This is a genomic window from Thalassovita mediterranea (assembly GCA_019448215.1).
Lineage (GTDB): Bacteria > Pseudomonadota > Alphaproteobacteria > Caulobacterales > Hyphomonadaceae > Henriciella.
Map to the genome: position 1 here is coordinate 2,378,610 of CP080408.1, position 21,672 is coordinate 2,400,281.

General features: G+C 60.0%; 22 protein-coding genes and 1 tRNA gene. 17 read left to right on the forward strand and 6 right to left on the reverse strand.

The genetic code is table 11. The annotated features are described in order from the left end of the window. The first annotated feature begins 180 nt into the window (after positions 1–180). Positions 181–1,473, forward strand: a complete 1,293-nt coding sequence (locus KUV46_11725) for an NADH:flavin oxidoreductase/NADH oxidase family protein (GenBank protein QYJ00007.1) — start codon at positions 181–183, stop codon at positions 1,471–1,473. Positions 1,474–1,985: 512 nt separating this feature from the next. Here the strand turns inward: KUV46_11725 and KUV46_11730 are convergent. Next, positions 1,986–2,804: an SDR family oxidoreductase gene (locus KUV46_11730; protein QYJ00008.1), complete on the reverse strand. Its 819-nt coding sequence runs from the start codon at positions 2,802–2,804 to the stop codon at positions 1,986–1,988. 89 nt (positions 2,805–2,893) lie between these two features. On the opposite strand from KUV46_11730, the gene KUV46_11735 reads away from it, so the two are divergent. From KUV46_11735 to KUV46_11755, 5 genes are all read left to right on the forward strand, one after another. Continuing rightward, positions 2,894–3,640 (forward strand): hypothetical protein, encoded by a 747-nt coding sequence (locus KUV46_11735; GenBank protein ID QYJ00009.1) that lies wholly within the window; start codon positions 2,894–2,896, stop codon positions 3,638–3,640. A gap of 94 nt (positions 3,641–3,734) precedes the next feature. Further along, entirely contained in the window at positions 3,735–4,718 is a 984-nt protein-coding gene (locus tag KUV46_11740; protein ID QYJ00010.1) for a nitronate monooxygenase family protein, read from the forward strand. Between the two features lie 163 nt (positions 4,719–4,881). Continuing rightward, complete coding sequence (locus KUV46_11745) at positions 4,882–5,538, forward strand: hypothetical protein (protein QYJ00011.1); 657 nt, start codon at positions 4,882–4,884, stop codon at positions 5,536–5,538. A 162-nt stretch (positions 5,539–5,700) separates the two neighbouring features. Next, positions 5,701–6,129, forward strand: a complete 429-nt coding sequence (locus KUV46_11750; GenBank protein ID QYJ00012.1) for a hypothetical protein — start codon at positions 5,701–5,703, stop codon at positions 6,127–6,129. After that, positions 6,117–6,587: a hypothetical protein gene (locus KUV46_11755; protein QYJ00013.1), complete on the forward strand. Its 471-nt coding sequence runs from the start codon at positions 6,117–6,119 to the stop codon at positions 6,585–6,587. The genes KUV46_11750 and KUV46_11755 overlap by 13 nt, the downstream gene beginning before the upstream one ends. A gap of 65 nt (positions 6,588–6,652) precedes the next feature. Here KUV46_11755 and KUV46_11760 read toward each other — a convergent pair whose 3' ends face one another. The 3 genes from KUV46_11760 to KUV46_11770 form a co-directional block, all read right to left on the reverse strand. Further along, the gene (locus KUV46_11760; GenBank protein QYJ00014.1) at positions 6,653–8,587 is read right to left on the reverse strand and encodes a prolyl oligopeptidase family serine peptidase; all 1,935 of its coding nucleotides are present in this window, start codon (positions 8,585–8,587) and stop codon (positions 6,653–6,655) included. Positions 8,588–8,754: 167 nt separating this feature from the next. Next, positions 8,755–11,904, reverse strand: a complete 3,150-nt coding sequence (locus KUV46_11765) for a TonB-dependent receptor (protein ID QYJ00015.1) — start codon at positions 11,902–11,904, stop codon at positions 8,755–8,757. A 394-nt stretch (positions 11,905–12,298) separates the two neighbouring features. Beyond that, a tRNA-Thr gene (locus KUV46_11770) sits at positions 12,299–12,373 on the reverse strand. 77 nt (positions 12,374–12,450) lie between these two features. Between KUV46_11770 and KUV46_11775 the strand changes: the two genes are divergently transcribed. The 5 genes from KUV46_11775 (at position 12,451) to KUV46_11795 (ending at position 16,235) form a co-directional block, all read left to right on the forward strand. After that, positions 12,451–12,597, forward strand: a complete 147-nt coding sequence (locus KUV46_11775; protein ID QYJ00016.1) for a hypothetical protein — start codon at positions 12,451–12,453, stop codon at positions 12,595–12,597. A 91-nt stretch (positions 12,598–12,688) separates the two neighbouring features. After that, positions 12,689–13,972: a UDP-N-acetylglucosamine 1-carboxyvinyltransferase gene (gene murA, locus KUV46_11780; protein ID QYJ00017.1), complete on the forward strand. Its 1,284-nt coding sequence runs from the start codon at positions 12,689–12,691 to the stop codon at positions 13,970–13,972. A gap of 14 nt (positions 13,973–13,986) precedes the next feature. Further along, complete coding sequence (locus tag KUV46_11785) at positions 13,987–14,445, forward strand: DUF2948 family protein (GenBank protein ID QYJ00018.1); 459 nt, start codon at positions 13,987–13,989, stop codon at positions 14,443–14,445. Position 14,446: 1 nt separating this feature from the next. Continuing rightward, a complete protein-coding gene (gene hisD / locus KUV46_11790; GenBank protein QYJ00019.1) occupies positions 14,447–15,757 on the forward strand; it encodes a histidinol dehydrogenase in 1,311 nt (436 codons plus the stop codon). Then, positions 15,747–16,235 (forward strand): UPF0262 family protein, encoded by a 489-nt coding sequence (locus tag KUV46_11795; GenBank protein ID QYJ00020.1) that lies wholly within the window; start codon positions 15,747–15,749, stop codon positions 16,233–16,235. The genes hisD and KUV46_11795 overlap by 11 nt, the downstream gene beginning before the upstream one ends. On the opposite strand, the gene KUV46_11800 is transcribed toward KUV46_11795, so the two are convergent. Further along, positions 16,232–17,272: a PAS domain-containing protein gene (locus KUV46_11800; GenBank protein ID QYJ00021.1), complete on the reverse strand. Its 1,041-nt coding sequence runs from the start codon at positions 17,270–17,272 to the stop codon at positions 16,232–16,234. The genes KUV46_11795 and KUV46_11800 overlap by 4 nt on opposite strands. Positions 17,273–17,464: 192 nt before the next feature. On the opposite strand from KUV46_11800, the gene infA reads away from it, so the two are divergent. Together infA and KUV46_11810 are read left to right on the forward strand one after the other, a co-directional pair. After that, the gene (gene infA, locus KUV46_11805) at positions 17,465–17,683 is read left to right on the forward strand and encodes a translation initiation factor IF-1 (protein ID QYJ00022.1); all 219 of its coding nucleotides are present in this window, start codon (positions 17,465–17,467) and stop codon (positions 17,681–17,683) included. A gap of 2 nt (positions 17,684–17,685) precedes the next feature. After that, positions 17,686–18,294 carry a Maf family protein gene (locus KUV46_11810; protein QYJ00023.1) on the forward strand — a complete coding sequence of 203 codons (609 nt, stop codon included), beginning with the start codon at positions 17,686–17,688 and terminating at the stop codon, positions 18,292–18,294. Here the strand turns inward: KUV46_11810 and KUV46_11815 are convergent. Continuing rightward, the gene (locus KUV46_11815; GenBank protein QYJ00024.1) at positions 18,255–19,085 is read right to left on the reverse strand and encodes a DUF916 domain-containing protein; all 831 of its coding nucleotides are present in this window, start codon (positions 19,083–19,085) and stop codon (positions 18,255–18,257) included. The two genes, KUV46_11810 and KUV46_11815, sit on opposite strands and share 40 nt — an antisense overlap. Before the next feature lie 136 nt (positions 19,086–19,221). On the opposite strand from KUV46_11815, the gene KUV46_11820 reads away from it, so the two are divergent. The 4 genes from KUV46_11820 (at position 19,222) to KUV46_11835 (ending at position 21,669) form a co-directional block, all read left to right on the forward strand. Further along, positions 19,222–19,959, forward strand: a complete 738-nt coding sequence (locus KUV46_11820; protein ID QYJ00025.1) for a tyrosine-protein phosphatase — start codon at positions 19,222–19,224, stop codon at positions 19,957–19,959. Positions 19,960–20,033: 74 nt separating this feature from the next. Next, on the forward strand, positions 20,034–20,339 hold the full coding sequence (locus tag KUV46_11825) for a hypothetical protein (GenBank protein ID QYJ00026.1): 306 nt from the start codon (positions 20,034–20,036) through the stop codon (positions 20,337–20,339). Between the two features lie 39 nt (positions 20,340–20,378). After that, entirely contained in the window at positions 20,379–20,651 is a 273-nt protein-coding gene (locus KUV46_11830) for a hypothetical protein (protein QYJ00027.1), read from the forward strand. A gap of 136 nt (positions 20,652–20,787) precedes the next feature. Beyond that, positions 20,788–21,669 carry a hypothetical protein gene (locus tag KUV46_11835; GenBank protein QYJ00028.1) on the forward strand — a complete coding sequence of 294 codons (882 nt, stop codon included), beginning with the start codon at positions 20,788–20,790 and terminating at the stop codon, positions 21,667–21,669. Positions 21,670–21,672 lie beyond the last annotated feature (3 nt).

The following is a 21,672-nucleotide window of genomic DNA, read 5'->3' on the forward strand; positions in this document are numbered from 1 at the left end:
GGACCTCTCGGGTCAGGTAAACAGGCAGCGCGAATTGGGTGCGTGCTTGATCCATGTCTTCGGTGTCCTTTCGGCCTCTTGAGGGGCCTAGATAAGGGGCAGCGACGCGGGGCGCAAGGAAAACCCGTGGACGGTAAGCGCAGGCTGGGTCATGCTGGCGAGAGCGACGGGAGGGCCGCCATGACCAGCATTCTTGAACAACCGCTTGATCTGCCATGCGGGGCGCGCCTGCCGAACAGGCTCTGCAAGGCGGCGATGACCGAGCAGCTGGCCGGGCCGCTGAACCGCGCCGATGCGCGTCACGCGAAGCTTTACGAGACATGGGCGGGCAGTGGCTGCGGCCTGCTCCTGACGGGGAATGTGCTGGTCGACCGGATGCATCTGGAAAGCCCCGGCAATGTCGCGATTGTGGGCGATCAGCCGCCGGAACACATTGCGGCGCTGAAGGCGTGGAGTGCGGCAGCGAAATCGCAGGGCGCGGCGGTGTGGATGCAGATCAGCCATGCCGGGCGCCAGACGCCGACTATCGTCAACAAGACGCCAGTGTCTGCCTCCGACCTCCAGCTGGAGCTGCCGGGCAACCAGTTCGGCAAGCCGCGCCCGATGACAGGGCAGGAGATACAGGCGACGATTGCGGCCTTTGCCCATGTCGCCAAGGTCGCCAAGGAAACCGGCTTTGACGGGGTGCAGGTGCATGGCGCGCATGGCTATCTGATCAGCCAGTTCCTCTCGCCGCGCTCCAATATCCGCAATGATGAGTATGGCGGCTCGCTGGAGAACCGGGCGCGCTTCCTGCTCGAGACGGTGGATGCGGTGCGCGCGGCGGTGGGGCCGGATTTTGGTGTCGGAGTGAAGCTCAACTCGGCAGACTTCCAGCAGGGCGGTTTCAGCTTTGAGGACTGTATCCAGGTGGTCGAGTGGCTGAACGACAAATCCATCGACCTGCTGGAGATTTCCGGCGGCAATTATGAGCAGCCGGCGCTGCTCGGCATTGAGGGCATGCAGGCACGAGAGGAGCAGGCGGTACGTGCCAGCACCAAGGCGCGCGAGGCCTATTTCGTCGACTATGCCGCCATGGTGCGCGAGCGCGCGAAGATGCCGGTCATGGCGACGGGCGGGTTCCGCTCCAGAGTGGCGATTGAGGAGACGGTTTCGGCTGGCATGGCCGACATGATCGGGCTTGGCGCACCGCTCTGCGGTGACCCGCATGGGCCTGCGCGCCTGCTATCGGGCGAGAGCGAGCGGCTGGAAAACCATGCCAAGAAGATGCGCCTTGGCCCAGGCTTCCTCGGCCCCAATAGCGGCATCGGCATGATCAAGATGGTCAACGCGCTGGGCCAGATGGCGTGGAACTACCTCGCAATTGAAGCGATGGCAGAGGGGCGGCAGCCGCCGAAGGGCAAGGGGCTGCTGTCGAGTTTCATGAAGCACCAGGCGCGCCAGCAAAAGCAGGCGAAGGCGCTGGAGCGTTAAGTCAGCGGGATTGATCGTCCGCTCGGCTCGTCCTTCGACTTCGCTCAGGATGAGCCTTTTTGGCGTGATTTAGAGCGGCTTATTATCCGGTTACGGATTGCCTAATTGGTAAATGGACGGTGAGATAAGCACCATTATTACTATTTAAAATATGTAGCCTATCCAGTACATAACGTACAGCGAAGGGTTTTTAACTTTGGCTTCTTTGAGTGTGAGATTGTGGCGAATTCGAAGAGGTTGCCAGAGTGTGTGAACTAAGATTCCCACAAGACCACAGATCGGAATAACGTAGCGTTGCACCTCCTCTGGCGCAAACACCAGAATAGCCGCTGCCAGCAATACCATTATCGTGGTGACGACCAGGTTTTTTACATAAAACATTTCTTCAATCCAACGAGCCGCAGATAGTTGTATTCTCCGCTTCGCTCAGGATGAGCCTTTTGGAGCGCTTTGCAGAGCCGCTCATCCTGAGCGAAGTCGAAGGATAAGCGGCTCCCGGTTGTCCTTCTCGACTAGATACTGCCGCGCTCGCGGAGGCGCTGGATGTAGTGGCGGACATCGTATTTTTCGTCGCCCTCATGGCGGGGGGCATAGCTGGCATAGGCGACTTTCAGGGCATCCATGCGCTCATCGATCCGGACGGTATTGTAGGCGTGCGAAACCACGAAGCGTTCGCCTTCGAGGATTTGCGGATAGATGATCCCGGCGAACTCATCGGCATGCATCGCGACGTCTTCGAAGCCGGGGGTAAGCTCGGTTGAGACCCAGCCGGGGATGATGAGGCCGACAGTGATGAAGTCAGGCATCTGATCACGGAAGGTTTCTGTCAGGCCGAGGACGGCATGTTTGGAGGCGATATAGGCGGCAGCATTAGTGGCGCAGAAAAAGGAGTTCTCCGAGCCGGTATTGTAGATCATGGCGGGCGTGGCTTGCTGCTTCATGCGCGCGCCGAAAACGCGGCAGCCATGCCAGACGCCCCAGAAGTTGACGTTCATGATGTGGTGCGCGTCGTCCATCGGTACGTCAGGCAGGCGCTTTTCGCGGCTGCCAATACCAGCATTGTTGAGCAGGACATCGCAGCCGCCATAAGTGTCCCAAGCGAAGTCAGCGAGGGCTTCCACCTGTGCAAGATCAGTCACATCGCAGACCTTGTAGGTGGCTTCAGTGCCCATTTGCCTGAGCGCCTCACAGGCATCCTGCAGCCGGCTTTCGCGTGGTTCAGCCAGGATGATCCGCGCGCCGTCTGCGCCGAATTGCTTGGCCAGCGCAAACCCGATGCCGGTTGCGCCGCCCGTGATCACGACTGTCCTGTCTTTCATGCTGATTGCCATGCGATCGCCCTCCCTTTGGTATTTGCCCTCGATTTCCGAGATGCTTTCGGCAAGGATGACGGCATGGGCGCGAGGGGGCAATCGAAACCATGATACTTCGCCGGTTGAGCAAGCATATGGGCGAGCAGAACTGGCTCGCTGTGGGGCTGGATTTCTTCATTGTCGTGCTGGGTGTGTTCATCGGTGTGCAGCTTGGCAACTGGAACGGGGCGCGAGCGGATCGGGCGGCCTATGAAGATGCGCTGGACCGATACCGCGCGGAGATCGCCGTCAATCTGGAGACGCTGGTCGATGCAGATGAAGGAAACATTGTGCGCCTGCAGCAAGTGGGTGTTGCCATTGATGCGCTTCAGGCCTGCCGGGACAGTGATGAAGCGCGTTCGCTGATCAATCATGCGCTGAACCGGATCATGGGCACGTCAGGTCTCTCACTGAGAGATAGCGCTCTTCAGGAACTCACGTCATCGCCGCGCCTGCTTGCCCAGCAGGATGAAGAGGCACGTCGCCGGTTCAGCGACACCGCCTATCTGAAATCGGTCTTTCTGCGCGAAGCCAATTTCATAGAGATGATCCCGCTTGAGGAACGCACTCAGGACAATCCGATCATTGAAATCGGGCCGCGGGAGATGCGGGAAGTCGATTATGCCGGCGTCGACTATTCCCGCGCTGAGCGGAAGTTGCGGCTCTCAGTTCCGGTGAGCGTCGCCTGCCAAGACAACCAGCTGATTAAGGACTTCTATACCTGGGAGCGCTGGCAATCGGCGCTGCCGGCCGTCACCCGTATACTGCGCACTCAGCTGGAGGAAGATCTCGACTGGCTGGACGCGCGAAGCTGAGCGGCAGCGATTTTCCCAACGTCATGTCTTGTCGCGCGCGCGCGCGAAGTTAGGTCTGCGGCAGTGAGGAATTTGCTTTAGAGGGAAGCGTCCAATGTCCGTGCCATCCATTTTTTCCAATCTGCGTCTGCCGGTCATCGGTTCGCCGCTTTTCATCATTTCCGGCCCAGAGCTTGTCATTGCCCAGTGCAAGGCCGGTGTTGTCGGCTCTTTCCCGTCGCTGAATGCGCGTCCGATCAGCCAGCTCGATGAGTGGCTGGACCAGATCACCTCTGAGCTCGACGCCTATAACAAGGCCAATCCGGACCGTCCGGCCGCGCCATTCGCGGTGAACCAGATCGTCCACAAGACGAATAACCGTCTCGAAGAAGATCTTGAGCTTTGCGTGAAGTACAAGGTGCCGTTCGTGATCACATCGCTGGGGGCGCGCACCGAAGTGAATGACGCGATCCAGTCCTATGGCGGTATCGTCATGCATGACGTCATCAACACCGTTTTCGCGCACAAGGCGCTTGAGAAGGGCGCCGACGGCCTGATCGCTGTGTGCTCGGGCGCTGGTGGCCATGCAGGCACGCTGTCGCCATTTGCGCTGATCCAGGAGATCCGCCAGTTCTTTGACGGCCCGCTGGCGCTGTCAGGGTCTATCGCGCATGGCGGTTCGATCGCGGCGGCGCAGGCCATGGGCGCTGACTTTGCCTATATCGGCTCTGCCTTCATCGCCTGTGACGAGGCCCGCGCGGCCGATGGCTACAAAGACATGATCGTCGATAGCGCGTCGAAGGACATCATCTATTCCAACCTGTTTACCGGCGTGCATGGCAACTATCTCGCCCCGTCCATTGCGGCAGCTGGCCTCGATCCGAATGACCTTCCGGAGAGCGATCCGAGCAAGATGAACTTTGGCTCTGGCGGCAACCAGAAGTCCAAGGCGTGGAAGGATATCTGGGGCTGCGGCCAGGGTATTGGTGCCATTGAAGAGCGCATGCCGACGGCGAAGTTCGTCGACAAGCTGGAGCGCGAATACAACGAAGCCATCGCAGCCCTGTCGACGGGCCGGGCCTTTGCGCCTGCAGGCTGATCTTTGCTGAAAGATGACTAGGTTGGTGCATCGCCGACGGGCGGTGCATCAGCTGCTTGCGCGATGTAGAGAATTCGCGCTTTGCTGAGAAGCACAACATGCTGGCTTTCTGTCGGGGGGCAGGGGCTGGCGTGCGTAGATGAAACCGGAAGGGGACCCCGGAATGAAACACCAATTCCTGAAGCTTGCGATTGGCCTGTCACTTAGCGTTGCCTTCGCCTTGCCCGCAGCGGCCGACGCGTTGAGCGATGCGCTGGAATGCGAGCAATTCCTTGTCATGTCGGCGGGGCATGTTCAGCCCGGCTCTGATGCCGAGACCGAGGTGAAAGAGCTGACCAGCGCCTGGTCGACCCAAGTTAAGCTGCTGTCGGGTGAGCCTGACACGCTTGTCGACGACCGCACCGCGGCAGGGCAAGCCTTGTTCAGTGTGATCTATACCGGTGACGCGGCGCAGAAGCAGGCGCTGCAGACCTCACTTCTGAGGTGCAAGACACCGCCTGTCATGGAGACGTCCAGCTATCCCGACCTCACTTGCGCGCGATTTGCGCAATATGTCGAGAAAGCGTCGAATGACACGATCGCCCAGCAGGAACGCTCTGCTGCCGGTTACGATAGTGAGGGCGAAACAGAGAAGGCCGCGGTGGCGCGAGGCTATGTCGATGCGGCGCGCCAGCTTTTGAAGCCGGCATCGGCGATCAAGCATGCTTTTTTCAAGGCGCAGCCAAACACCCGCGTCGAACCGCATCATTTCGGGCTTTTTGGTGATGAGCGCGCGCCTGTGTTGGCCGCCTGCACAGCATCGATGGGGCTTGCCGAGTAGGGGCAGGCAGGCGTCGCTTAGGTGAGCCGCGTGGGCGGTTACCCAGCGGACTTTCTGCGTTCAGAGCGCCGACGCGCCTTGGCCTTTGGCGGGACGGATTGAATTCGTCCGCCCCCTGACTGGCCCGGTCATAGTGTCTTCCGTCGAAGGAGGACACCGCTCTTGCTTTATCCCAACCCCGAAAGCGCAGTCCGCGCATTGTCAGCCCATTGGCGCTGGCCGCACTTCAGTGTGCGGGAGTTTTCGTGCCGATGTGGCAGGCGCTTTTGCAGCGGGCAGTACTGGCACGATGCTGAGTTTCTAGATGCGCTGCAGGATATGCGGGCGCGGGCGGGTGGGCCGCTTGTCCTGACGTCTGGACACAGGTGTGCCGGTTGGAACGCGGCGGTCGGCGGAGCGCCGCTATCGCGGCACAAGCAGATCGCTGCGGATATCCAGATTGCAGGGCATCGCCGTGAGGCGTTGCTCGATGCGGCAATCGGGGCCGGGTTCACCGGGCTCGGCCTTGGGCGAAGCTTCCTTCATGTCGACAGGCGGGCGCGGCCGGCGCGCTGGTACTATCCAGGAAGCGAGAGACTATGGATCCAATAACAGGCCTGGCCGCGAGTGCGGCAGGCGGCGGGCTGTTTGGCCTTATCGGCACAGCCCTTGGGCGGGTGGCAGGCTATTTCGAGACGCGCCAGCGCCTGCAGCACGAAACAGAGCGCTGGGCGCATGAGACAAAGCTGCTTGAGCTTCAGAGGCATGCGCGTGCAGAAGAAACCGAAGGCGAGCTGGCGCTTGCGGAGGTAAGCGGGCGCTGGGCTGGGCTGTCGGCGTCCATGGCGGCCGAGGCGGCTATTGGCGAGAGCTATAAATGGGTGAATGCGGTGCGCGGCGTGACCCGGCCGGCGCTGACGCTGCTGCTCTGGCTGATCGCCGGACTGATATGGATCGGCGCGGACGGAGCAGGGCGGGCCTCGATCATTGAAACCGCGACATTCGCAGCGACGGCCGCAACGCTCTGGTGGTTTGGTGACCGCGGACCGCGGCGCGGGCGCACCGGGTAACAGGCAAGAAAAAAGGCGGGCCATGCACGGCCCGCCTTCCTTGGTCTGGTCTCAATAGAGGGGTCCTAGAACCCGCACTTGGTGTCGAAGAATTCGAAGAATTCCGGCAGCCATTGCATGTTCCACTCATAGAACCATGGGCTGTGACCCATATCCTCGATCTCGATATAGGTATAGTCGGCGTTGATGGCTTCCATCCGTTCAACCCAGCGGCGGCTGTGTTCCACCGGGACCGTTGAGTCGAAGTCACCATGCACGATGAACATCGGGCGTTCGACCTGATCGGCTTTCTCGATCGGGTTTACGCCGGTGATGGTCGGCTTCTGGAACTCACGCAGGAAGCGGCTGCCTGCGAGACCACCGCGGATGCGGGAGATGTCGGACACGCCAGCACCTGCCGCGATGCAGTTGAACATGGAGTCCGGACGGGTGGCAGCGACAAAGGCGCTGTAGCCGCCATAGCTCCAGCCGAAGAAGCCGAGCTTGTCAGGATCTGCGATGCCGCGATCGACCAGCGCCTGAACGCCGTCCTCGACATCATCCTGCATGGAGAGGCCCCACTGATTGTCGCCTGCCATCCAGTGGTCCTTACCGAGGCCGTCAGAGCCGCGATAGTTTGGCTGGAACACAGCATAGCCGCGATTGGCGAGCATCTGTGCCCACTCGTCATAGCCGAGACGGTCACGGACCCAAGGGCCACCGTGCGGCATTGCGATGAGCGGGAAAGGCCCTTCCATGCCGACCGGGGTCGTCACATAGCCGGAAATCTCGCGGCCATCGCGGGCCTCGTAGACAACGAGCTCCTGAGGAGACAGCGCCTCATCCGGGATCTCATTGTTACGCGAGATGACAGGGGCAACCTTGCGGTCCTTCAGCATGTACCAGCTGCCGGAGTCGCGCGGACCCGTCACATAGAGAAGCGTGACTTCATTGTCGTTCGAAACGCGCTCGATCCGAACCTGCTTGCCCGGAAATGCCTGTTCGAGCGAGGCGTGAAGGTCGCGGAAGTAAGGCTCGAAATAGTAAGGCTTCGTGCCTTCCAGATCGTCATACATAAAACCGACAATGACTTCGCCATCAGACAGGCGAGGGCTCTCGATTACATCGACGGCATCGTAATTCTCGGTGCCAAAGACGAGTTCCTGTTCGCCGGTATTGATGTTGAGCTCATATATGCCGGTCACATTGTTGCCGTTGCCATTGGAGACGACTGTCGCGATTTCCGGACGTTGCGGATCGTAGAAACCGATCAGGGCAAAACGGTCGCGGTTGGATGCGTCGAGCGCGCCGATTTCCTTCCAGTCATCATTGGCAGACACGCGTGCATAGGTCACGACACGGTTGGTTGCGCGGTCGTATTCCTGGGCGCCGCGGGCTTCGCCGGAGCGGTCGAAGATGAAGCTCTGGAAACGGCCGCCGCCGCGGAGGACCCGCTCGCGGTTCGCATTGCGAACATCGGTCACGTAGTAGTTTGGCGAGGAGCCTGGCTCTTCGGTGTGAGAGATAAGCACCTTGTTTGGCTGGTCGGGCAGGGTACCGACAACGCTGCCGATGCCGAGATCGCCCATGAACTCCGTCATGCGGTCGCGCGGGTTCATCCGACCGCTTGCACGAACCAGCGATGTCCACTCACCGCTTTCAACGTCGTAGGAGGCTGTGCGAGGCAGGTAGACGGGACGCCCCTGGCTCTGCTCCTCGAGGATGAAGTTCACGACGAGGTGGGTGTCGTTCGCCCAGTAGATGTTCTGCGGCTGGAGGCCTTCGGTCTGGATCGCCTGGATCGAGCCCTGAATATCGTCGGTGTCGAAGACGACGAGTTCGGGCTCTGCGCCCCGCTCGCGGCGCATGAGCATCGCCATGCGCTCACCGTCTGGCGCCATATCGAGCGCCTGGACTTCTTCAGTATCGGCCCAGACTTCGACTGGAACCGGTTCAGGCGCCGCTTCTGCGACCGCCGTAAATACAAGTGAGACGCAGACTGCGCCCATGACCCTGAGCATCACGTTTTCTCCCGCTAATTGATATTAACGAAGTCAGCAAAGGACGGTCCCAAAGGCAAGGCCACAGGGGGGCAAAGCTGCATAAAAAAAGCCCGAAGCGTGATGCTTCGGGCTTTCCCTTGAAGGGACCAGAGCGACCGGGGCCGCTCTGGCTATTTGCGGAAGGCTTAGAAAGACTTCGTGATGTTGAGGAACAGGGTCCGGCCACCGAGGTCGTAACCAACGCCGCCGATGTTCGACAGCTCTGGGTTGTCGGTGTTCGGTGGTGCGTTGTTGAAGATGTTCGAAACACCACCACGGACGATCATCGTATCACCTTCCCAGGCGAGCGAGATGTCGTGGACCCAGTAGTTCTCCAGACCGTCAACTTGCAGACACGGACGGTCATTCGCCAGCGCTGCGTTGAAGCAGGTGTAGAAGTTCGACTGGATTGGCTCGTTACGCTCGTCCGGACGGGTGTCTTCGACCATTTCGTCGATCCAGCGCGATTGCCACAGGAAGCGCCAATCGTTCCAGGAGAAGACGTTCGTCAGGTTGAGACGCCATTCCGGGTTACCGTACTCGGTCAGGTCGTCGTCGATACGAACACCGGTTGCCTCGAAGATTTCTTCGGTCTGCGTCAGAGACTGGGTCGCACGTGCGATCAGATCGTAGCGGACTTCGCCTTCCATGTAAGGAGCGTTGAAGTCGATACCGAATTCGAGGTTGTAGTCGATGCCTTCGGAGACTTGCTCACCAAGGTTCTGCTGGAGAGCAGAAACGAAGGTGATTTCACCCGAGGTGTCGTCGCCAGCAACACGCGGTGCACGCGTGAGGAACTGACAGCGAGCATCGGTCAGGCCTGGGCTGTCGTAGCAGAGGCTGGTGATAACAGCAGCCGTCAGCTGGTCGACTTCGTCCTGAACCTTGATCTCGTAGTAGGTCACAGACGTACGGAGATCGAAGCGGTCGGTCCAAGGCTGTTCAAAGACGAGGCCTACGGACAGAGCTTCAGAGGTTTCGGCCTCGAGGTTCGGGTTGGAGCCCGAAGCAACGCGGGTCGGTGCACCGAAGAAGACCGGGTTGGACGTGCCGAGGCCGCGAACACCGAGCGAGAACGGATCGGTTCCCGGGATGTTGTATGGGCCGCCACCGTTCAGACAGTTCTGAATGACGTCCGGGTCGCGCGGGTCGAGGGCCGGAACATATTCACGCGTGTCTGGCGTGGTTGGATCGTTGTCGTAGTCGTCGAATGGAACTGCGACACCTGGCACGCGGCAAGGGTCAGATGGGTTGCCGAAGCCGGTGACGCGGCCACCGAACTGCTCACCGAGGTTCGGTGCGCGGTACGAGGTGCCGTAGGTCGAGCGGAGACGGAACCAGTCAACCGGAGCGTATTGACCCTGGACACGGTAGGTCCACTGGGCGCCGAAGTTGTCTTCCTCGGTCCAGCGAGCTGCACCGTTGAGGGTGAGTTCTTCGACGAATGGCTTGTCGGCGACGAGCGGAAGCTCGAGCTCGATGAAGCCTTCCTGAAGCATACGCGAGCCGTTGGAGCCTGGGTCACCAAGGAAGCCCTGGAAGTCACCAGCAGAGGCACCAGCGTCCGTCTTGGTCGAAATCGCGTCATCACGCAGTTCGACACCGAGCACCATGCCGACTGGGCCAGCTGGGAGCTCGAAGAGGTCACCGGAGATGTATGCGTTGAAGACCGACTGCTCGACGACCGTGTTCGTGATCCGGTTAGGGAACAGGTACTCGGTGTCTGCATCGTCAGGGAAACGACCCGTGAAGATGAACTCTTCGGTGAAGAACGGAAGCGGACGGCAGGTAACCTGCTGTGCAACGTTCGGGATCGTGCGTGGGTCACAGACGAACTGACCGGTGGCCGGATCAAAGCGCGTGTTTTCCAGCGTCTGCTCGAGGCGCGGGAAGTACGGGATGCCCTGGATCGTGTCGTCACCGTTCGAGCGGCTGTAGCTCAGATAGGCGTCGTAACCCCAGTTCTTGAGCGTACCGAAGGAATCCATGAATGGAAGGTCGCCCTTGATACCACCGATGAGGCGGGTCTGAGCAACTTCGGTCTGCGCGAAGAAGTTGGTGTTGTAGTACAGCGTACCAGCCGTGCCGAGAACGTTCAGCGCGTAGTTCGGGTCGAGCGGGATTGCGCCCTGACCAGCCGTGCTGTTGTCGGTGATACGGTTGGACCACGATGCTTCGAAGTAAGCGGTGAGATCGCCGTAAAGGTCGGTCTCGTACTCACCCGTGGAGTAGAGCGTGGTGCGCTCGAAGTTCGGCAGCAGGGTTGCTTTGAGCTCTTCTGGGTAGATCAGAAGGTCCTGGCCCTGAAGGTTGTCCGGCTCGATGAGCAGGCCGCGCGTGCTGACCGGCTTGAAGTTCGGCGGAAGTGGTGCGCCGAAGTTGAAGCCTGGCTCATACTTCAGGAAGCCGAATGGTGTACCGGAGATGGCACCTGCACCGAACGAACCGGAGCAGTACTCATAACGGCGGCCGCTTGCGCCTTCCATGAGGAAGGAGAGACAGTTGCCGTCATATGGGTGGTAGAAGCTGCCGAATTGCTTTTCGGTCACAGCGTCCGACTGGCTGTATTCAGCGGCGAAGGTCATGAAACCGCGGTCGCTGGAAACGCCCATCGTTGCGGAGTAAACCTGCTGCTTGCCTGCGTTACCGCTCATTTCTGGGTCGGTGTAGAAGGCATCGAACTGAAGGCCGTCGAAATCGGTGCGGAGGATGTAGTTCACAACACCTGCAACGGCGTCAGAACCATAAACCGACGAAGCACCGTCGAGAAGAACGTCAACGCGCTCAACCAGCGAACCTGGGATAAGGTTCAGGTCGGGTGCGCTTGGCACACCGCGCACACCAGCTGGTGCGAGACGGCGACCGTTGACGAGAACGAGCGTACGGCCAGCATCGAGACCGCGAAGCGAAGCGGTTGCAGAACCTGGGCCGCTGTCGGTGATCAGACCAGCGGAGGTCGAAACACCCGTGGTAACCTGCTGACCCTGAACAACGGTGGTCTGGCTCAGAAGGTCAGACGCATCAACGAGACCGAGGTCGCGAGCTGTGTCACCATCGATGACCTGAAGCGGGGAAACGCTCGTGTACTCGTCGCGAGCAAGACGCGAACCGGTGACAACAACACGCTCCTGGCGTGCTTCGTCTTCGGCTTCGACTTCTTCGATGACGATGACATCAGAATCTTCGTCTTCCGCATCATTGTCCTGCGCGAACGCAGCACCTGCCCACATAGCGCTGGCCGCAGTTGCGATCAGCGTAGTGGTGAGCAGCTTCCTTTTCCAAATATCTTGGGTCAAATTGACCTCCTCCAAAAGCGCGTGTCCGGATTGCGGGTGCAATTCCGGCGCTTACCCTGACTAATAAGACTGATCGACGCCCGAACAGCCCTGCAGCGACGCTAATCGCGCGAATCTTTAAAGGTCAACGCAATTATGACACTTTCGTCATCGTTCGGTGTGAGTGGTCGTCGGACTGTGTCGCAGGGGTCACAGAATTCCCTGCTCGGATGATTCAACGCAATCAGGATGCGCCAATATGCGAATTAGACCGGCAAATTTTTCGCTGGGGTCGCCAACACGTGGATGACATTGCTTCGCCCGGGAGTAGAGCTGTCTTCAGCGCCCGGTTTTATGTCAAATCTGGCAATGGTGCCAGCGAGGAAGGCTTCCCGTATTGCAAGCCATCAGGGGATGGTGCCGCGAGACAGAATTGAACTGTCGACCTCGTCATTACCAATGACGCGCTCTACCACTGAGCTACCGCGGCAATTGATGCTTGCGAGCGGTGCCCTTAGCTTATGCGGGCAATGAAGAAAAGACCGTTTCAGACATGGAGCTGAAGAAATGGCAGCAAAGGAAACCGCGACCGAACGCGAAGCTCGTCTGAAGGCGGCGCTGCGGGACAATCTGAAACGTCGCAAGCAGGCGGCGCGAAAGGCGAAGCAGGGTGATGAGCCTGAGGATGGCGCGGCAGACAAGCGCGGTGAGTGACGAGGTATACGCAGGGCGCGGCTGCGCTGTGTACAGAAATCTGCTCATTCCCGCCTTTCCGGCGCCCAGAACAGTCTTATAAGTCCTGCGCATGGACAGTCTAAAAATCATTGGCGGACAACCGCTTTCCGGTGAGATCCCGATCTCAGGTGCGAAGAACTCTGCGCTGAAGCTTATGGCGGCCTGCCTGCTGACGGCAGAACCGGTGACGCTCACCAATATGCCGAACCTCGCTGACACGCGTTTCCTGTCGCAATTGCTACAGACGCTGGGCGTCGAGGTCTATTGGCCGAAGGGCGATTCGGAGTGCCGTCTGAACGCTGAAAACCTGACATCGACGATCGCGCCCTATGAGCAGGTCCGCAAGATGCGGGCGAGTTTCAACGTGCTCGGGCCGATGCTGGCGCGCTATGGCCATGCGACCGTGTCGCTGCCGGGCGGCTGCGCCATCGGTGCGCGCCCTGTCGATCTTCACCTGCAGGCGTTCGAGGCGATGGGCGCGGACCTTCTGGTCGAGCAGGGCTATGTAAAAGCGGCCGCAATCCACGGGCTGAAAGGCGCACAGATCGTCTTTCCTTTCGTTTCTGTTGGCGCGACCGAGCATGCCATGCTGGCAGCAACGCTCGCCAAGGGTGAGACCGTGCTTGAGAATGCCGCGCGGGAGCCTGAGATCGCAGACCTTGCCGATTGCCTCATTTCCATGGGCGCAAAGATTGAGGGCGCCGGATCCTCGACCATCACGATCCAGGGCGTCGATGAACTACACGGTACGCATCACAAGGTCATGTCTGACCGGATCGAAGCGGGCACTTATGCCATGGCGGTCGCAGCTGCGGGTGGGCATGTGACGCTGACCAATGCCCCCGTCGGCGCGCTGAGCGCGCTCAACCATGCGCTGCGCAATGCCGGCGTGAAGGTCGAGGCCGACAAGGATGCCGGCACGATCGAGATTGAAACGACGGGTCAGCCGCTGGCGGCGGTGAACGTCGATACGGCGCCGCATCCCGGCTTTCCGACCGACCTGCAGGCCCAGTTCATGGCCCTCATGTCCGTTGCGCGCGGGACGTCCATCATTCGTGAGAATATCTTCGAGAACCGGTTCATGCATGCGCCAGAACTCTCGCGTCTTGGTGCGAATATCGCCGTGCGTGGTTCAGAGGCAATCGTGACGGGCGTCGAGAAGCTGAAGGGCGCGCCAGTCATGGCAACCGATCTGCGCGCCTCTGTCTCTCTTGTCATTGCAGGCCTTGCTGCCCAAGGTGAGACGACGGTCAGCCGTATCTACCACCTCGATCGTGGCTTTGAGCGGCTGGAAGAAAAGCTGAGCGCTGTCGGGGCGAATATCCGCCGGACGAGCGAAGAAGATGAAGGCTAGGGGCTGAACACGCCATGGCAACAGATAAACCGCTGCGGCTCATCGCTGAGGATAGCGAAGACCTGAAAATCATTTCAGCCGCTGTGCAGGACTGCGTCATCAAGGCGGAGAATATCAGGTTTGAGCGCAGCCAGCGTCGCTTTGCGCTCGAAATCAATCGTTTCCGCTGGGAAGATGCCGCCCATAAGAGCAAGCGCGAGCCGAAGACCCGCGTGCGTTCGCTGCTGGCGTTTGATGGCGTCCTGTCGGTGAAGACGCGGGGTGTTTCGCGCGCTGACCCCGACATGGTCTATTCTTTGCTCGCGGTTGAATTCGAACCAGATCAGGACCCACCCGGCGGCATTGTGCGCCTTCACTTTGCTGGCGACGGGGAAGTGGAGCTGGCTGTCGAAGTGCTGGATGTGACGCTGCTCGACAGTGACTATGAATGGACAACGCGGCACACGCCGCAGCATGACCGCAGGAGACGCTAGCATGGCCAGGTGGCTGGACGGCACAAAAGGCGACTTTGCAGATGAGCTCGCAGTCTTCCTCGCTGAGCCGCGCGGAGAGGTCGAGGACGTCGCGCAGACGGTGACGGATGTGCTGGCCGATGTGCGTGCCAAGGGCGGCGAAGCCGTGGCGCGTTATACGGCCAAGTTCGACCGGCTGACGCTGGACCCTGTCACGCTGCAATCGGACAATGTGGACCTGCATGCGCTGGCGGCTGGCTGCCCGGCGGACCTGCGAGAGGCTATCGATTATGCGGCTGAGCGCATCACCGCCTATCATGAGCGCCAGCGTCCTTCGGACAATTTCTTCAAGGACGCCGAGGGCATAGAGCTCGGCTGGCGCTGGACGCCCCTGGACAGTGTGGGCGTCTATGTGCCGGGCGGTCTCGCGTCATATCCGAGCTCTGTCCTGATGAATGCCGTTCCGGCGAAGCTCGCCGGGGTAAAGCGTGTCGTGATGACGGCGCCGGCGCCGGGCGGGCAGCTCTCCAATGCGGTGGCCTATGCCGCGCTGAAGGCAGGGGTCGACGAGTTCTATCCGATTGGCGGGGCGCAGGCCGTGGCGGCGCTGACCTTCGGGGCAGGGCATCTCAAACCCGTCGACAAGATTGTCGGGCCGGGCAATGCCTATGTCGCCGAAGCCAAGCGGCAGGTTTTTGGCCGTGTCGGCATCGATACGATTGCCGGACCGTCAGAGATTCTGGTCATAGCAGACGATAGCGCGAACCCTGACTGGATCGCCGCTGACCTGCTCAGCCAGTGCGAGCATGATACGTCTTCCCAGTCGATACTGATCACTGTGGAAAAGCCTGTGGGTAAGTCTGTGGAAGAAGCTGTGGAAAAGCAGTTGAAATCTCTCTCCACAGAAGTACGCGCGCGCACCTCCTGGGACACGCATGGCGCGATCATCCTTGCGAGGGATCTGGACCAGGCCGCGGACATCGCAAACGAGATTGCGGCCGAGCATCTGGAGCTCGCCGTGGGCGATCCGGATATCCTGCTGCCGCAAATCCGGCATGCCGGGGCGGTCTTCCTTGGCCACCATACGCCAGAGGCCCTGGGCGATTATGTCACCGGGTCGAACCATGTGCTGCCGACAAGCCGAGCGGCGCGTTTCAGCTCTGGCCTCGGCCTGACCGATTTCATGAAGCGGATGAGTGTGCAGCGGGCTGGCCCTGACGGATTTGCCGCGTTGGCGCCAGCCGTCCTGCGTCTTGCCGAGGCCGAAGGCCTGCCGGCCCATGCGCGATCTGTTTCCATTCGGACCAATAATGGTGGGAGCGATGGCGGATAAGCGACTTGTTGCCGTCGAGATCGATGAAGAGACGCTCTCATCGAGCGGGCCGGATGCGGAGCATGAGCGGCGCGTCGCCATCTTTGACCTGATCGAGGAAAACTCTTTCGGGGTGAGAGACGATGACCGCGGGCCATATGTGCTTCATCTCTCCATGATGGAGCGCAAGCTCGTCTTCGATATCAGGCTGGAGGACCAGACGAAGGTCCATATGTTCATCCTGTCGATCTCTCCCTTCCGGGGGATCATCCGCGACTATTTCATGATCTGCGAGAATTATTATTCGGCGATCAAGACCCAGTCACCGCATCAAATCGAGGCCATCGATATGGCGCGGCGGGGTATTCACAATGAAGGCTCAAACCTTCTTGCCGAGCGGCTGGAGAACAAGATTGATGTCGATTTCGATACGTCGCGTCGTCTGTTCACGCTGATCTGCGCGCTGCATGCTGGACAGACCCGGTCGCCCGCACCTTAGGACTTGGGGAAAGCCAGATCCGGCGATGGCTCCATCGGATGGAGCAGCCTGGCCGTGAGGTTGAGGCGCAGGCCATCATCCTCAAACACCCGGTCAACCGTGAGATTTGGCATGAAGTTGAAGAGCTGGGAGCCGAAGCCCTGATTGTCAGGCGAAGTTACACCTGAAAGCCCGCTTTCCTTCCAGCAGACCTTTACAGAGTGCGCGTCATCGCCATGCGCGGTTTCAATGCGGAGCTTGCCTTCTGGCACGGAGAAGCAGCCATATTTGGCGGCGTTGGTCGCCATTTCGTGCACGAGAAGAGAAGCATGCTGCGCGCCGCGCGGGCTGAGGCGTACATCGGGACCGCAAATGGTAACGCGTTCACTGTCGCGCCCGCAGAACTGGTCCAGTCCGTCTTTCAGGATGGAATGGAGCCAGAGACCTTCCCAATTGTGATCGCGCAGCTGGTCGTGCGTGCGCCCCATGGCTGTTAGGCGGGCGGCGAACTCATTGCGGAACTCTTCAATGGTTTCGGCCTGGCTGCCAGATAGCATCGCGACGGCCTGGATGACCGAGAAGATGTTCTTCACCCGGTGGTCGAGTTCCTGCTGGATGATCTCGTTTCGCTGGCGGAGCTTGTCGGCTTCGGTGATGTCTTCAGCGTGCTGGACGATATAGGCGACCTCGCCGTCGACGCCGTAATAGGGTGTCTGGATGCACTGCCAGCATTTGGTGCTGACCGTGCCGTCGGCATGGCGGAAATGGTAATAGGTGCGCTCAAGCCGGGTGGTTTCTCCGTTCAATGCGCGGATGAAGCTTTCGCGGACAGGCGCTGTGCGGTCATCTGTGTCGGGGAAGGCGTGGAAGACGTTCTTGCCAATCAGATCGGGCAGTTTGCGCTCAACAGAGTCTAGATAGGCCTGGTTCGCGTAGATGATCGTCAGGCTGCGATCCATGATCATGTACGGCGTCAGCATACCGTCCACGAGATGGCGGAAATTCAGGAAGGCCGAGCCTGCAGGCAAGGCATTATGGGTCGCAAGACGATGCGGCATCACACACACCCGGAATTGAATTTTGCCTGATCTGACACCAAATTCCTCTCCAAGCCGTTACTAGACGTGAGGCGCGGGGTAGCCGCGTTGCCTTTTACGGCTTGCCCTTCCAGGTGACGAAAGTTACGAACCGCGCCATATCTGGCCCGCAGGGATGGTTTGACAGTCGCTGTGGCTGAACAAGGAGTGCCAATGTCAAAAGAAGAACTGATCGAGTTCAACGGAACGATCATGGAACTGCTGCCGAACGCGACTTTCCGCGTGAAGCTGGAAAATGATCACGAAATCATCGGCTATACGGCCGGCAAGATGCGCAAGAACCGCATCCGCATCCTGACGGGCGACAAGGTGCTCGTTGAAATGACGCCTTATGATCTGACCAAGGGCCGGATCACCTATCGCTTCAAATAGTCATGATGCCAGCGACGCGCGCGCCCCTGATCCTGGCGAGCGCGAGTCCACGGCGGCTCGACTTGCTGGCGCAGGCCGGAATTGCACCAGACCACGTCCGGCCTGCCGATATTGATGAAACCCCGCTAAAAGACGAAATGCCCGCTGCGCTGGCTGAACGCCTGGCGCGCGAAAAGGCGTTGCACGTGCACGATGCTGGCAGCTTTACGCTGGCCGGTGACACAGTCGTGGCGATGGGGCGGCGCATTCTGCCCAAGGCGACTGATACGGCTGAAGTCATTGATTGCCTGAAAATGCTGTCTGGCCGCGCGCATCAGGTGATTTCTGGCCTTGCTGTCTGTGCGCCGGATGGGCGGATGTCCGTGCGGGTTGTCCGCTCCCGCGTCCTGTTCAAACGCCTCACCGATGATGAAATCGAGCACTATGCCAATGCTGGCGACGGTGTCGGCAAGGCGGGCGGCTATGCCATTCAGGGGCAGGCGGCGCCTTTTGTGCGCCGGATCAACGGATCATACACAGCGATTGTGGGCCTGCCGCTCTATGAGGCGGTATCCATGCTGCAGGGGCTCGGCTATCTGAGCGGCGCGGCCTTACCAAGCGGCGCCGAATAACGCACCAGGTCGGCACGCCCGCTCTCATGCTGCGGAGCATGGGTGTTGGTCAGGCTGGCGGAGACCATTGCATTTTCTGGAATGGGCTGAGCCAGCGGGATGAGGAACATCCGCCGTGTCTCTGGAAGCACAACAAGGCTGGCCAGGGGCAGGGACGTGCTTTCGCCATTCGCGTCCATCTGGACCGCGCCTTGAAGGCGCGCATGGGCGGTACCTGTATTTGAGACTGTCAGACGAAGCGCGGTTGAGCCGTCTGCGAACATGACGCGCGCAATCGACTCTATGACGGGCAGGCTCTCTGCGTCCGGGCCCGTCAGATAAATGAGGCTGGTTTCCTCGATCTTTCGAAGAATACTGCCGCCGTCCGACGTCGTCACGGGTGCGATGGCTGAGGCGAGGAGGGCAGTCCGGCGCGAGGCAGTCGGCGGTGCCGTGTCAGGGATCTTGATGTCGACGAGGATTTCGCGGGTTTCGCCGGGCGCGAGTGAGACATAGGCGGGGCTGAAGCGGACCCAGTCTGTCATGCTGTCCGGCGCATTGCCGGGCGGTTCAAGTTCGAGCTGACCGTCTGCGCGAATGGTCCAGTCAGCAAGACCGATGGTGAGTTCGACCGTCTCGTCTGGGCTGTCGTTCTGCAGGGTGACGTGGGCGCGTTCGCGGTCTCCGGGGGCGGCACGCAGTTCCAGCGATGTCGGCTCAAGCGATACCTGCCTGCCATGGGCGGGAATGGAAATACCGGCAAGGCAGGCAAGCAGGAGGAGGCCTGCGCGAATTGAGCGGGTGAGCTTCATGTCCTGTCCCAGCTGGCCGGTCGCATTACGGTGCGCTGATGGTGAAGCTAGGTGGACCCGGTTACCGGGGGGTTTAGAGGGCCAGCGTGCGCGCCAAGCTTGCGCGGACCGCCGGGCTTGGGTAGCCAAAACAGCGATGACCCAGCCTGACCAAGAGCCTGAGCGCAAAGCGCCGCCCAAGAAAAAGAAGAAGCGCAAGAAGCCGCCTCACATCGCAGCCGATCTGACGACGGCGGATGGGCGCCGCCGCGCGCAGTTGGAGATGGTGCTGGGCGACCATGGATTTCTGCGCGAAGGCTTCCAGAACCTGCACCAGATCAGCCCTGAAATGTGGCGGTCGAACCAGCCGAACCCCCGCCAGGTGGCCGAGCATGCGAGCGCGCGCGGCATCAAGACGATCATCAATCTGCGCGGTGAGAGCACGAAGGGCTATTACCTTCTTGAGAAGGAAGCCTGTGACGCCGTGGGTATCACGCTCGTCGATTTTCAGGTGTTCTCACGCGACACGCCTAAGCCCGAGCGTATCGAGGCCGCCCGCGACCTGTTCGAGACCATCGAGTATCCAGCGCTCATGCATTGCAAATCGGGCGCGGACCGGGCCGGCCTGATGAGCGCACTCTATATGATCTTCCGTCAGGACATGCCGGTCGAGAAGGCACTGAAGCAACTGTCTGGCCGTTACCTGCATGTGAAATCCGGCAAGACCGGAATGCTGGACGCCTTTTTCGAGGCCTATCTGGACAGCTCGCGCGAGACGGGAAAAGACTTTATGGCGTGGGTCAATGAAGACTATGATCGCGACGCGGTGAAGGCTGAATTCCTTCGGAAGCGGCAGGGGCGGATCAGCTTCGACCGGATTCTCCGCCGGGAATAAACTCAGTCTTTTCTGGAATCTCCAGAGGGTTCGTGAGAAGACTAAAGCCTAGAAAGCCTCAGAAGGAAGCCACCATGAAACTCCCAGTCTCAGTCCTGCTTGCCAGCATCGCCCTAGCGGCCTGTGACGGTAGCTCAAGAGACCGGGCAGCGATCATGGAGTTCTGCGAGACTGAAGTTGGCATGGAGAAGGCGGAATGCGAGTGCCTGACCGATGCAGCCGAGGAAAAGCTGGACGACGAGCTGTTCGCCAAATTTGCGGAAATTGCCCGCAATAATGGCGAGGGCGATGTAGCCATCTCCGGCAATTCGGCAGATGAGCAGCGTCAGGTTTTCGAGTTCATTCTGGAGGCGGCACCGCGCTGCGTGTTTGGTCAGTGATAACCCAGCGGCCAGACTTTCTTATTGGGGGAATACGGAATGAAATTCTTTATTATCAATAGCTTCCGGGCGATGGTTTATATCGCTTACCTTGCGATCATCGTGTGCGGCGTTCTGCTTGGAATCTACCAGCATGGGCAGTTCGCTGCTGGTTACGGCCTTACCGGCGATATTGCACGTGTTGCAGAGATCGCAGGTTTCACGATTGCGGGCTGGATTGTGGCCAGCGTGATCTGTGGTCTGATCGTCGCCGTTCTCGATATCCGCGACGATATCAATGACCGCCTGCCTGACGCCCGTCGCGACAGCTAGGCACTGATCGAACTGGATTTGCACGGCGTGGTGGGACACGATGTCCTGCCACGGCCATTTCCATTCGACTTGGACCCGGGCTGCATGCTTATTCTGACGGCGTGACTTCATTGTTTTCGCAAGCAGGGTAGCGGCCTTGGCCTTACACACCGCCTCCATCTCGAGAGACGCTTTTCGCCATGCGCGCACGGTGGCGATCCCGACATTGCCGGGCCTGCTTCTCATGGCCGCCGCCGTCTTTGCGCAGAGCTATGTGAACCGGTTGGCGAATGAGGGCGGCGAGCCGGTATTCTACTGGTTCGCCATGGGGCTTCTGGTGATCTTCGTCGGAAGCTTCTGGTCTGCGACCATGTACCGGAAACTGCTGCCGGAGGCCGGTACGTCAGGCGTGTTCGGGGATGCGAGCCGGCTGTTTCTCGCCAATCTTGCGGTCTACGGACTCTATTTCATCCTGCTCTTCCTGATAACGCTGTTCTTCTCCATCTTCGCCGGCGTTCTGATCGATGCGTCGGGCTATGACCCGTCGCAGAGTGGCCAGGCGGCGGACGAGGTGTGGCGGTCAATAGATGCGCTGTCCGGCTCTGGCGCGGCGATCATCCTGTACCTGTTGCTGCTGGTTTCGGCCGGTGCGCTGATCTGGCTGGGGCTGCGGCTTTTCCTGTTCGGGGCGGCGACGATTGCAGAGCGTCATGTCACGATCTTTCGCAGCTGGCCGTGGACGGCGAAACATGTCTCGAAACTCGCTCTTCTATGGGTTGGAGTGCAGCTCCTGCCCTGGCTTGTCTTGTCGCTGATCGCGTCTGTTGTTCTTCACGCAGGCGGGATCATGACCGTCATCAGCGTTTACGCGCCGCCGCCACAGTCAGCCGAAGCGCTGGGCGATTTTGAATTTGCAGGCCTTGCCGCGCTCGCTTTCCTGATCCTTGCGCCTTTCTACTGGCTAGGACACGGGCTGGCGGTCGCGCTTTATCAGCGTCTGGCCCCCACCCGTGTTGACGCGGAGACGACTTTCGGCTGATTG

Excerpts from the sequence above, each read along its gene's own strand:
- KUV46_11725 (QYJ00007.1), top strand. The coding sequence starts at position 181 with ATGACCAGCATTCTTGAACAACCGCTTGATCTGCCATGCGGGGCGCGC.
- KUV46_11730 (QYJ00008.1), bottom strand. The coding sequence starts at position 2,804 with ATGGCAATCAGCATGAAAGACAGGACAGTCGTGATCACGGGCGGCGCA.
- KUV46_11735 (QYJ00009.1), top strand. The coding sequence starts at position 2,894 with ATGATACTTCGCCGGTTGAGCAAGCATATGGGCGAGCAGAACTGGCTC.
- KUV46_11740 (QYJ00010.1), top strand. The coding sequence starts at position 3,735 with ATGTCCGTGCCATCCATTTTTTCCAATCTGCGTCTGCCGGTCATCGGT.
- KUV46_11745 (QYJ00011.1), top strand. The coding sequence starts at position 4,882 with ATGAAACACCAATTCCTGAAGCTTGCGATTGGCCTGTCACTTAGCGTT.
- KUV46_11755 (QYJ00013.1), top strand. The coding sequence starts at position 6,117 with ATGGATCCAATAACAGGCCTGGCCGCGAGTGCGGCAGGCGGCGGGCTG.
- KUV46_11760 (QYJ00014.1), bottom strand. The coding sequence starts at position 8,587 with ATGCTCAGGGTCATGGGCGCAGTCTGCGTCTCACTTGTATTTACGGCG.
- KUV46_11775 (QYJ00016.1), top strand. The coding sequence starts at position 12,451 with ATGGCAGCAAAGGAAACCGCGACCGAACGCGAAGCTCGTCTGAAGGCG.
- murA (QYJ00017.1), top strand. The coding sequence starts at position 12,689 with ATGGACAGTCTAAAAATCATTGGCGGACAACCGCTTTCCGGTGAGATC.
- KUV46_11785 (QYJ00018.1), top strand. The coding sequence starts at position 13,987 with ATGGCAACAGATAAACCGCTGCGGCTCATCGCTGAGGATAGCGAAGAC.
- hisD (QYJ00019.1), top strand. The coding sequence starts at position 14,447 with ATGGCCAGGTGGCTGGACGGCACAAAAGGCGACTTTGCAGATGAGCTC.
- KUV46_11795 (QYJ00020.1), top strand. The coding sequence starts at position 15,747 with ATGGCGGATAAGCGACTTGTTGCCGTCGAGATCGATGAAGAGACGCTC.
- KUV46_11800 (QYJ00021.1), bottom strand. The coding sequence starts at position 17,272 with ATGCCGCATCGTCTTGCGACCCATAATGCCTTGCCTGCAGGCTCGGCC.
- infA (QYJ00022.1), top strand. The coding sequence starts at position 17,465 with ATGTCAAAAGAAGAACTGATCGAGTTCAACGGAACGATCATGGAACTG.
- KUV46_11810 (QYJ00023.1), top strand. The coding sequence starts at position 17,686 with ATGATGCCAGCGACGCGCGCGCCCCTGATCCTGGCGAGCGCGAGTCCA.
- KUV46_11815 (QYJ00024.1), bottom strand. The coding sequence starts at position 19,085 with ATGAAGCTCACCCGCTCAATTCGCGCAGGCCTCCTCCTGCTTGCCTGC.
- KUV46_11820 (QYJ00025.1), top strand. The coding sequence starts at position 19,222 with ATGACCCAGCCTGACCAAGAGCCTGAGCGCAAAGCGCCGCCCAAGAAA.
- KUV46_11825 (QYJ00026.1), top strand. The coding sequence starts at position 20,034 with ATGAAACTCCCAGTCTCAGTCCTGCTTGCCAGCATCGCCCTAGCGGCC.
- KUV46_11830 (QYJ00027.1), top strand. The coding sequence starts at position 20,379 with ATGAAATTCTTTATTATCAATAGCTTCCGGGCGATGGTTTATATCGCT.